The organism is Paenibacillus sp. Aloe-11 (assembly GCF_000245715.1).
Taxonomy (GTDB): Bacteria; Bacillota; Bacilli; order Paenibacillales; family Paenibacillaceae; genus Paenibacillus; species Paenibacillus kribbensis.
Genome location: NZ_JH601064.1, coordinates 34,916 through 43,941, shown reverse-complemented (window position 1 = coordinate 43,941; position 9,026 = coordinate 34,916). Strand labels below are relative to the sequence as shown.

9 protein-coding genes and 1 pseudogene are annotated in these 9,026 nt (G+C 47.5%); 8 read left to right on the top strand and 2 right to left on the bottom strand.

Features of this window, described 5'->3' with window-relative positions; all coding sequences use genetic code 11:
* Positions 1–46 precede the first annotated feature (46 nt).
* Genes liaF through WG8_RS20080 form a run of 3 tightly spaced genes read left to right on the top strand, consistent with a single transcriptional unit; the run spans position 47 to position 2,417 of the window.
* Positions 47–694, top strand: coding sequence for a cell wall-active antibiotics response protein LiaF (gene liaF, locus WG8_RS20090; RefSeq protein ID WP_007432075.1), 648 nt, complete (start codon positions 47–49; stop codon positions 692–694).
* A 15-nt stretch (positions 695–709) separates the two neighbouring features.
* Positions 710–1,789 (top strand): sensor histidine kinase, encoded by a 1,080-nt coding sequence (locus WG8_RS20085; RefSeq protein ID WP_007432074.1) that lies wholly within the window; start codon positions 710–712, stop codon positions 1,787–1,789.
* Positions 1,767–2,417 carry a response regulator gene (locus WG8_RS20080; RefSeq protein WP_007432073.1) on the top strand — a complete coding sequence of 217 codons (651 nt, stop codon included), beginning with the start codon at positions 1,767–1,769 and terminating at the stop codon, positions 2,415–2,417. Before WG8_RS20085 ends, WG8_RS20080 begins: the two co-directional genes overlap by 23 nt.
* Before the next feature lie 69 nt (positions 2,418–2,486).
* On the opposite strand, the gene WG8_RS20075 is transcribed toward WG8_RS20080, so the two are convergent.
* A complete protein-coding gene (locus WG8_RS20075) occupies positions 2,487–2,960 on the bottom strand; it encodes a hypothetical protein (protein WP_007432072.1) in 474 nt (157 codons plus the stop codon).
* 237 nt (positions 2,961–3,197) lie between these two features.
* Between WG8_RS20075 and WG8_RS20070 the strand changes: the two genes are divergently transcribed.
* The 3 genes from WG8_RS20070 to WG8_RS20060 all read left to right on the top strand — a co-directional run bounded on the left by WG8_RS20070 (position 3,198) and on the right by WG8_RS20060 (position 7,531).
* Positions 3,198–3,953: a YwmB family TATA-box binding protein gene (locus tag WG8_RS20070; protein ID WP_043891287.1), complete on the top strand. Its 756-nt coding sequence runs from the start codon at positions 3,198–3,200 to the stop codon at positions 3,951–3,953.
* A gap of 187 nt (positions 3,954–4,140) precedes the next feature.
* The gene (gene zwf, locus WG8_RS20065; protein WP_007432070.1) at positions 4,141–5,697 is read left to right on the top strand and encodes a glucose-6-phosphate dehydrogenase; all 1,557 of its coding nucleotides are present in this window, start codon (positions 4,141–4,143) and stop codon (positions 5,695–5,697) included.
* A 253-nt stretch (positions 5,698–5,950) separates the two neighbouring features.
* Positions 5,951–7,531, top strand: a complete 1,581-nt coding sequence (locus tag WG8_RS20060) for a peptide chain release factor 3 (protein WP_007432069.1) — start codon at positions 5,951–5,953, stop codon at positions 7,529–7,531.
* Positions 7,532–7,683: 152 nt separating this feature from the next.
* Here the strand turns inward: WG8_RS20060 and WG8_RS20055 are convergent, their stop codons facing one another.
* On the bottom strand, positions 7,684–7,917 hold the full coding sequence (locus WG8_RS20055; protein ID WP_007432068.1) for a small acid-soluble spore protein SspI: 234 nt from the start codon (positions 7,915–7,917) through the stop codon (positions 7,684–7,686).
* Between the two features lie 164 nt (positions 7,918–8,081).
* Between WG8_RS20055 and WG8_RS20050 the strand changes: the two genes are divergently transcribed.
* Both WG8_RS20050 and WG8_RS20045 read left to right on the top strand, forming a co-directional pair.
* Positions 8,082–8,744 carry a potassium channel family protein gene (locus WG8_RS20050; protein WP_007432067.1) on the top strand — a complete coding sequence of 221 codons (663 nt, stop codon included), beginning with the start codon at positions 8,082–8,084 and terminating at the stop codon, positions 8,742–8,744.
* 65 nt (positions 8,745–8,809) lie between these two features.
* Positions 8,810–9,026, top strand: a pseudogene (locus WG8_RS20045) (TrmH family RNA methyltransferase); the annotation flags it as partial.

Genomic DNA, 9,026 nt, shown 5'->3' with positions numbered 1-9,026 from the left:
GCCACTATGGCTTTTCCTTCCTGTATAAACAAAAAGGGGGTGCAGCATGGAGAGAAGAAAATCAGCTTTGGCACTGGCAGGGATCGGCGTCGGAATTATAATTTTATTCGGTCAGTGGATTGGTTTCCTCTCCGTGGTTGCACTGATCCTGATGTTGATTGGGATATATAAGATTCGCAATTCCAAAATCAAAAAGGGATATACGATGCTCGCAATCGGAGCCGGGCTGCTGGTGCTGGATCATCTGTTTTTATTTGTGGTGATCACGTTAGGCTCGTTGGCTGTGTTCTATTCACGTTCCAGAAAGCTGCATAAAGGCCAAAGCTCTATATTCAAGCACAACTTTATATCCAATCATAAATGGGACGAAGTGCCGTGGAGCTTGCGCAGCACAAGTATATGGCATGTGGTTGGGGATGTGGATGCTGATTTGACGTTGGCTATTCCGGAAGAACGTGAACCCGTTGTATTTTTGCAGGGAATCTTTGGTGATATTGATATCACGCTACCGGATAATTACGGTGTAGAGGTGGAAATGTTCGTGTTGTTCGGGCAGATTCAGTTTGACCGTGATCATGAAGCGGGTATGCTCAATCGAATGGTTTGGAAGTCACCGAACTATGCGCAGAGTGAATGTAAAGTGAAGTTTGTCGTTTCATATTTGGCGGGCAATGTACGCGTTCGATTTTATTGATCAGGAGGAACCGGGATGAGTCATAAAAAAACGTCCAACATGGTAACCCGCAGTATGGGTGAAGGTATCCTCCTGTGTGTTGTTGTGGGCGTAGTTGTTTTTTATATGCTGTATACATATGGATATGTGAAGTCGTTTCCGACCTGGGGAATGATATTGAAATTTGCAGGAGCCGTAATACTGGTGTTGATTGGAACAGGGGCCATATACGGATTTTATGAGAGCTATCGCTTCAAAAGCAGGCTGGAAATGCTGAGAGAGACGTTGCTGATGTGGGAAAAGGGGACCCCTGCACGCGAGCTGCCGCCATTAGGCCACGATGAGCTAGGCAGGCTGGGCGAGCAACTGGAGCGAATCGGGCGCAAATGGCAGGAGCAGGTTACGTCTTTGCAGCGGTTGTCTACGAATAATGCCCAACTGGCAGAGCAGGCCCGGATAACTGCGATTGTCGAGGAACGGCAACGGTTGGCCAGAGAGCTGCATGATGCAGTATCCCAGCAATTGTTCGCCATCTCCATGACGGCGACGGCTGTCGGCAGGACGCTGGATAAGGATTTTGATAAAGCGCAGCGTCAAGTGGCGCTGATTGAAGAAATGTCTTCCGTGGCGCAATCCGAAATGCGGGCGCTACTGCTTCATCTGCGGCCTGTCTATCTGGAAGGGAAACGACTGGAGCAAGGCTTGCGTGATTTGATACAGGAACTGCAGGCGAAGGTACCGATGGAGATTGATTTTGAGATGGAGAGCGCAGTACAGTTAGTTAAAGGTATTGAGAATCACCTGTTTCGTATTGTTCAGGAAGCCATGTCTAATACGTTGCGTCATGCCAAAGCAAGCCGCATGGAGATTCGTATCGTGCAACGGCCGGATTCCGTCCGTTTGACAATTCGCGATAACGGCGTTGGATTTGAAATGGATGAGAAAAAGCAGACTTCATACGGATTATCCACGATGCAGGAACGGGTCAGCGAGATTGGAGGAGCTATTCAGTATATAACGGCTCCGGGAAAAGGGACACGGATTGAGGTGTCGGTGCCAGTCATTAATGATGAAAGCGGAAGGAACGATGATCATGGAAACGGAATTACCGATTAGCGTACTGCTGGTAGACGACCATGAAATGGTGCGGATTGGTCTCGCGGCGGTGCTGGGTACGGAAGAAGGCATAGAAGTGGTTGGCGAGGCTGGAAGCGGGGAAGAAGGCATACGGTTGGCTACGGAATACAAGCCGAATGTGATTTTGATGGATCTGGTCATGGATGGCATGGACGGTATTGAGACGACACGCCAAGTGCTGCGTCTGCTTCCAGAGACGAAGGTCATTGTGCTGACGAGTTATTTGGACGACGAGAAAATGTATCCCGTCATTGAAGCGGGGGCATTCAGCTATCTGCTCAAAACGTCTCGTGCCTCCGAGATAGCGGATGCGATCCGTGCAGCTGCACGAGGACAGTCGGTATTGGAGTCGCAGGTCGCCTCCAAGATGATGAATCGATTCCGTCAGCCACAGGCTGAGGCACCCGCGCATGCGGAGCTAACGGATCGAGAAATGGAGGTACTCCGGTTATTAGCACAAGGGAAATCCAATCAGGATATCGCAGATGAGCTGATTATCGGGATTAAGACGGTAAAATTCCATGTTACGAACCTTCTAGCCAAGCTAGGCGTAGAGGACCGCACACAGGCGGCCATCTACGCTTACAAAAACGGATTGGCAGAGTAGAGTAGACGAAGACAAAAAACCGGAGGGCGCATCTTGCCCTCCGGTTTTTTTGCGTTCAATGCGCAATGCTTAGATAAGTAGGAACAAAAAGGCGATTAAAGCCAAATCTAGCACAAGCCCTGCCCCGTATCCATATCCACCATATCTACCATACCCGCCGCCATAGCCCGGTCCACCATATCCATATCCACCGTAGCCATTTCCAGACAATCCCCCAGTGTCATAAGGATAGGATGGGCTCAGAGGTCGGTTGGGTGGTCTAGTTAAGGAATTTAATTTGGCAGAGGAATTTGCTTTGTTTTTAGGATTTCTTTTTTTCTTTTTAGAGGATGCCTTCTTGTCTTGTTGTTTCTCCTTGTTGCTATAGCTTCCGGAATAAAGGCTGCCGGGCGAGGAGGAAGGATATCCGTTCAACATCAACTTGCCTTTGCTACACCCGCTTAAGATGCCGACGTACCTCGTACCATCACGCATAACTGCACATACCATCTGACCACCATAAGGTGCTACGCTGGCTTCATTTACAGGATAAATAGGAATCATGATTTCACCTCTTTTGGGATAAGATGCGTTGTGATCATAGTTTATTCTCACGGTGCCTACGATGTATGGTCGAACACCCAGTAGGTAGATGAATATTTTAAAAGGCATTGCTTCATTTTTGCGCGTATAGAACCTCCAGTAATGGGAATGCTATTGATAGATTCATAGATTTCAAACCAGCCCAAGAAGAAGGCATTCAGATTGTATTTGGAAACGGATGGTTATGAAGCGGGAGGAATGACGATGCTAAGAGCAGGGATGATTGCTATTGTAGTTTTGGGAGCGGTGCTGGTACTGGCTGGCTGGCGTTATGGAGCGGTTCAGACGACTCGGTATGATTCCCGTGAGGCAGAAGAAGCATTGCGTTCGTTGTTAACCGTCTCGGATCAGGCTCCCGGTACGCTGGATAAGCTGGTTGTGAAATGGCAAGGGGATTGGACTGCTAACGGTGAAAATCCAGAGGTTATAGCGGCACAGATAGCCGATCAACTGAATATGCCTGCTGTAAACAAGCTCGTTGAAAATGGGCACACGGTATATCGTTCTGTTCGTGACAGTGAAAGCCTTAATTTGCGTTTAAACATGATGGAGCGGCAGGCTGAGCAATGGTATGTGGTTGTTCAGCTGGACAGCAGCGCTGCAGGACGTGAGCAACTGGTCCGACTTCATAAGCTCTGTGCTGAGCTATTAAAGTCCGTGGGAGTACAAGCGCAGTGGAACACAGCCGTTCAGCGTTCACTGCATTCTGAGAAATCCGTAAATCAACTGCTGAAGCTGACAGAGGAGAGATTAGCCAGGGACCTTTCCATGCAAGCCAAAGAAAGATACACAGATGCAACTACGGCGGCAGTATCCTATGAAGCTCCGAAGCTTCCGTTAAGCATTCAAAGCGGGGAGCATCAGGTACATATGCAGATGGCTGTGCATGAAGATGGAGAGAAGCAGGATACACGTATTACACTTGGGTTTCCACTTATTACGATAGAATACTGATTTATAAGGTAAATTTATGATTGGCCGGATGGCTTATCCATGTAGAATATGTTAAAATGTCATCAAATCTTTAGTTCCATGTTTGTAGAAAATCAAGTATCATCTTGTTTAAATATACACAATACTACATGCGGATTTCGAGGATTGTGGATTGCGGAATCTCGACATGGGAAGAATGAGGTACTTCATGGCTGACATACCTGTTAGAGAATCTGTTATGACGCAAGGTGCAGTTCTATTTATTTTCGGTGCTACTGGCGATTTGGCTCGCCGCAAGCTATTTCCTGCGATTTACAGTTTGTACCGTGAAGGGAAGCTCGCGGAAGATTTCGCCGTTATTGGTGTAGCAAGACGCCCTCGCACAGAGGAAGAATTCCGTAATGACCTGTACGCTTCCATACAGGAGTTTAGTCGCTACAAGGCAGAGAATGATCAAGAATGGCAGGCGTTTGCCGACCATTTTGAATATAAATCGCTGGATATCAACAATGTTGAAGGCTTCCATGAACTGAGACGGCAGACGGAGTCTATCGAGAACAAGTTTAACATTCAGGGAAATCGGTTGTTTTATTTGGCTTTGGCTCCTGAACTATTCGGAAGCGTGTCGAAAAGCCTGAAAGAAGGCGGCATGCTGGATGGCAAGGGCTGGAATCGTTTGGTTATTGAGAAGCCGTTCGGCTACGACCTCGAATCTGCCCAAGAGTTGAACGTTGAAATACGTGAAGTATTTGCCGAAGAAGAGATTTATCGGATTGACCACTATCTGGGTAAGGAAATGGTACAAAATATCGAGGTGATCCGGTTCGCAAATGCCTTCTTTGAACCACTGTGGAATAATAAGCATATTGCCAATGTGCAAATTACACTTAGTGAAACGGTAGGCGTCGAAGAACGTGGGGGTTACTACGATCATTCCGGTGCCTTGCGTGATATGGGGCAGAACCATATGCTGCAAATGCTGACGATGATTGCGATGGAACCACCAAGTCGTTTGTTGCCCGAGGATATCCGTGATGAAAAGGTAAAAGTGCTGCGCTCGTTGCGTCCTTTTGAATCGACTGAGGATGTGAAGACCAATGTGATACGTGGCCAATACACAGAAGGTAGCTATCGCGGCCAGCAGCTGCCTGGATATCGTGAAGAGGATAAGGTTGATCCACAGTCGAACACAGAGACTTATTTTGCTTCACGCGTGTTTGTAGATAATTTCCGTTGGGCGGGCGTACCGTTCTATATTCGCACAGGCAAGCGTCTCCCAGTCAAAACAACGGAGATCGTAGTGGAATTCAAGAGCATGCCGACAAATGTATATCTCGGTCAAAAGCATAAGCTGGAGCCGAACTTGCTCGTCATCCGGGTCAATCCAATGGAGGGCATTTACATTAAAATCAATGCCAAGAAGCCTGGCTCTGAATCAGATATTGAGCCGCTGGCTATGGATTTCTGCCAAAGCTGCATGGTGGGCATCAACTCACCGGAGGCTTATGAACGGCTGCTGATGGACGCGATTGAGGGTGACTCGACGTACTTCACGCGTTGGGATGAGGTTGCCACAGCTTGGGGATTCGTCGATCGAATCGCCAAGGCATGGCAGCAAACCCCGGATACGCTGGAAACCTATGCTGCAGGCTCATGGGGACCGGAAGGTGCCCACAAGCTATTGGAGCAGGATGGCTTCAAGTGGTGGCCGGTTAGCGGTCAGGATGAAGATAATGTCATCTGGCGGGTAGGCGGCCCTCAGTAATCTTCTTTTGTCCAGCATCCCCCTATGTCCTGTTCAGGATGTAAGGGGATGCTTTGCGTTCGGAGTATGCTATAATAGCTTAGTCTCAGGTTTTCAGTTTGCAACTGATTATAAGTTAAAGGCAGGCTAAAAACATGTAAATAAGATCGTATTTATAATGAGTATGGTGATGAAATTAGGCGTGCATTATGGCCTTTTTATGAATAGCTTGAGCAACGAATGCAATGGATTTGATCATGAAGGGATATGTGAAATGAGTAAAACGACAGATATACTTCAACAGGAAGTTGACAAACGGCGCACGTTTGCGATTATTTCTCACCCGGATGCGGGGAAAACGACATTGACGGAAAAGCTGCTGCTGTTCGGGGGCGCAATTCGTCTTGCGGGTACAGTTAAAGCGCGTAAAGCAAGCAAGCATGCAACGAGTGACTGGATGGAAATTGAAAAGCAGCGGGGAATTTCGGTTACATCCTCGGTTATGCAATTTGATTATATGGGACATCGTATTAATATTCTGGATACCCCGGGTCACCAGGATTTCAGTGAAGATACGTATCGCACGTTGACAGCCGCAGACAGTGCGGTCATGCTGATTGACGTGGCAAAAGGTGTGGAAGCGCAAACGATCAAGTTGTTTCAAGTTTGTGCGAAGCGTGGAATTCCAATTTTCACATTCATTAACAAGCTGGACCGTGAGGGACGCAGCCCCTTTGATCTGATGGAAGAACTGGAGCAGGTGCTTGGTATCCGTTCGGTTCCTATGAACTGGCCGATTGGAACAGGGCGGGATCTGTGCGGTGTCTACGACCGTGTCAAAAATCAGGTCGAGCTGTTTCAGGGAGACGATCATTCCACGATTAAGGTACAAAAAGTGGAGGATTATAATGATTCGATTATTCGCGAAATGGCGGGTGAATATCTGCATGACCAATTGTGTCAGGATTTGGAGCTGCTTGATGTAGCGGGCGATCCTTTTGACATGGAGAAAGTACAGCGCGGAGAATTAACACCTGTATTTTTTGGTAGTGCGATCAATAATTTTGGTGTGCAAACATTCCTGGAAAACTTTCTCCAGCTTGCTCCCAAACCGGAGCCGCGTCGCAGCACAGCGGGGGAAATCGAGCCAACGAACGAGAAATTTACCGGCTATGTATTTAAAATTCAAGCTAACATGAACCCGGCTCACCGTGACCGTATCGCATTTTTGCGCATCGTGTCTGGTAAGTTCCAACGCGGGATGAGTGTTAAGCATGTACGCATGGGCAAAGAGATTAAGCTGTCCCAACCGCAGCAGTTTCTGGCACAGGATCGTGATATTGTCGAGGAAGCTTTCCCGGGCGATATTATTGGATTGTTTGATCCGGGTATTTTCCGTATTGGCGATTCACTCAGTCAAGGCAGCGAGATCGTATTTGATGAATTGCCGACCTTCTCGCCTGAAATCTTTGCCAAGGTTACTGTGAAAAATGCCCTGAAGCACAAGCAGTATCAGAAGGGGATTGATCAGCTAACCGAGGAAGGAACGATTCAGGTATTCCATACGGTAAGCTTCGACGATACGCTATTGGGTGTTGTTGGTCAATTGCAATTTGAAGTATTTGAATATCGCATGAAGGGCGAATACGGAGTAGACGTACAGCTCCAGCGTATGCCGTTCCAATTTGCACGCTGGATCGTGGATGAGCAGATTGATCCGAGCAAGTTCCGTATTAACTCTACGCTGGTAAAAGATAAAAAAGGCAATTATGTCGCCTTGTTCGAAAACGAGTATGCCATGCGTACCGCTATGGAGAAAAATCCGTCAGCCAAGTTTTTGGAGATGGCTCCATAAGGTTTAATCACAATCGCAGACTGATCTCTGCCATTTTGATCTACACAACGAATAGTCCACTCAAGGTTACGGCGAGTGGACTATTGTCATTTTCGGATAAGAGCAGAATCATGGGCACGGCTGGACATAAACAAGAACTTGCACAGTAGGAACTAGGTTAATGGAACGGGTTTGATTTTATCAATTTGTTCATGCGCCAAATGGACGAACTCCTGCTGCTGGTTTGGGCTCATTTGCTTCCAGGCGACCTCAAGAATGACACCCAATCCAGGCAAAGCGGCCTCTGGTCCATCCACTGACCCCATAATCATATCTGTAAGATCAGCTTCTGATTTGCCGTGAACTTTGTGAACAATCGCTTGTCGTAAATCCAGTGTAATGGGCATGTGTACCTCCCGTAGGTTTGTAGTAGTTATCAGGTGTATTATGGCTTGTGCTACAGCCGGGTATACATGAAGAAGCATTTGGCATAAGCATGTCAAAATTTATGTTTGTGGCGTGTTATGCTATACTATGACGGACAGAATGGTGATCGGGAGGTTAAGAAGGAATGGCAAAAAAACAGTATGCGGTTATTGGCATGGGGCGTTTTGGTTCCAGTGTCGCCACCGCACTGAGTGAGATGGGGTTTGATGTACTGGCTATTGACTCGGACGAGCAGCGCACACAGGAGATGTCAAATATTGTGACGCATGCCGTGTCTGCCGATTCGACGGATGAGGAAGCGCTGCGAGCGCTGGGTATTCGTAATTTTGACGTGATTGTAGTCGCGATTGGCGAAGATATTCAAGCCAGTATTCTGACGACATTGATCCTTAAGGACATGGGTGTACCGGCTCTAGTGGTCAAAGCGCAAAATGAACTACACGGGAAAGTGCTGCACAAGATTGGGGCAGATAAAGTCGTTTATCCTGAACGGGATATGGGGCTGCGGGTAGCCCATCATTTGACCTCTCCCAATATTTTGGATTATATCGAGCTGTCCAAGGACTATAGTATTCTAGAGATGAAGGCTGCAGATTCCATGATTGGAAAAAATCTCAAGGAGCTCGATATACGCGCACGCTTCGGCTGCAATGTGATGGCGATTCGCAGAAATCAGGAAATGAACATCTCGCCTTATGCGGAAGATCGCCTGGAATCGGGGGATGTGCTGATCATTGTGGGCCATAAAGATGACCTGACCAAGCTGGAGCTGGCTTTTGCTGCATAGCAGAGGCTTGGTATTTAAGCACAAGTAAAGCTTCATTTATTTTTAAAGAAACGGACGGATAACGTATGGAAATCATTTCACCGAACAATACTCGTGTAAAAGAATGGGCGCAGCTGCTGGAGAAAAAGCATCGCACCCGGCAGCATAAATATATTGTCGAGGGTATTCATCTGGTGCAGGAAGCGCTGCGTTCAGACGCGGCTGTTGAAAGCGTCGCTTATGATTTGGACAAGGGCATTCCCGCTGAGCTGAATGGCCTGGATCAAGCTGACCAGCCGGTGG

Coding starts and splice junctions, on each gene's coding strand:
- WG8_RS20080 (WP_007432073.1), top strand. CDS start 1,767: ATGGAAACGGAATTACCGATTAGCGTACTGCTGGTAGACGACCATGAA.
- WG8_RS20075 (WP_007432072.1), bottom strand. CDS start 2,960: ATGATTCCTATTTATCCTGTAAATGAAGCCAGCGTAGCACCTTATGGT.
- WG8_RS20085 (WP_007432074.1), top strand. CDS start 710: ATGAGTCATAAAAAAACGTCCAACATGGTAACCCGCAGTATGGGTGAA.
- WG8_RS20055 (WP_007432068.1), bottom strand. CDS start 7,917: ATGCCCATTACACTGGATTTACGACAAGCGATTGTTCACAAAGTTCAC.
- liaF (WP_007432075.1), top strand. CDS start 47: ATGGAGAGAAGAAAATCAGCTTTGGCACTGGCAGGGATCGGCGTCGGA.
- zwf (WP_007432070.1), top strand. CDS start 4,141: ATGGCTGACATACCTGTTAGAGAATCTGTTATGACGCAAGGTGCAGTT.
- WG8_RS20050 (WP_007432067.1), top strand. CDS start 8,082: ATGGCAAAAAAACAGTATGCGGTTATTGGCATGGGGCGTTTTGGTTCC.
- WG8_RS20060 (WP_007432069.1), top strand. CDS start 5,951: ATGAGTAAAACGACAGATATACTTCAACAGGAAGTTGACAAACGGCGC.
- WG8_RS20070 (WP_043891287.1), top strand. CDS start 3,198: ATGACGATGCTAAGAGCAGGGATGATTGCTATTGTAGTTTTGGGAGCG.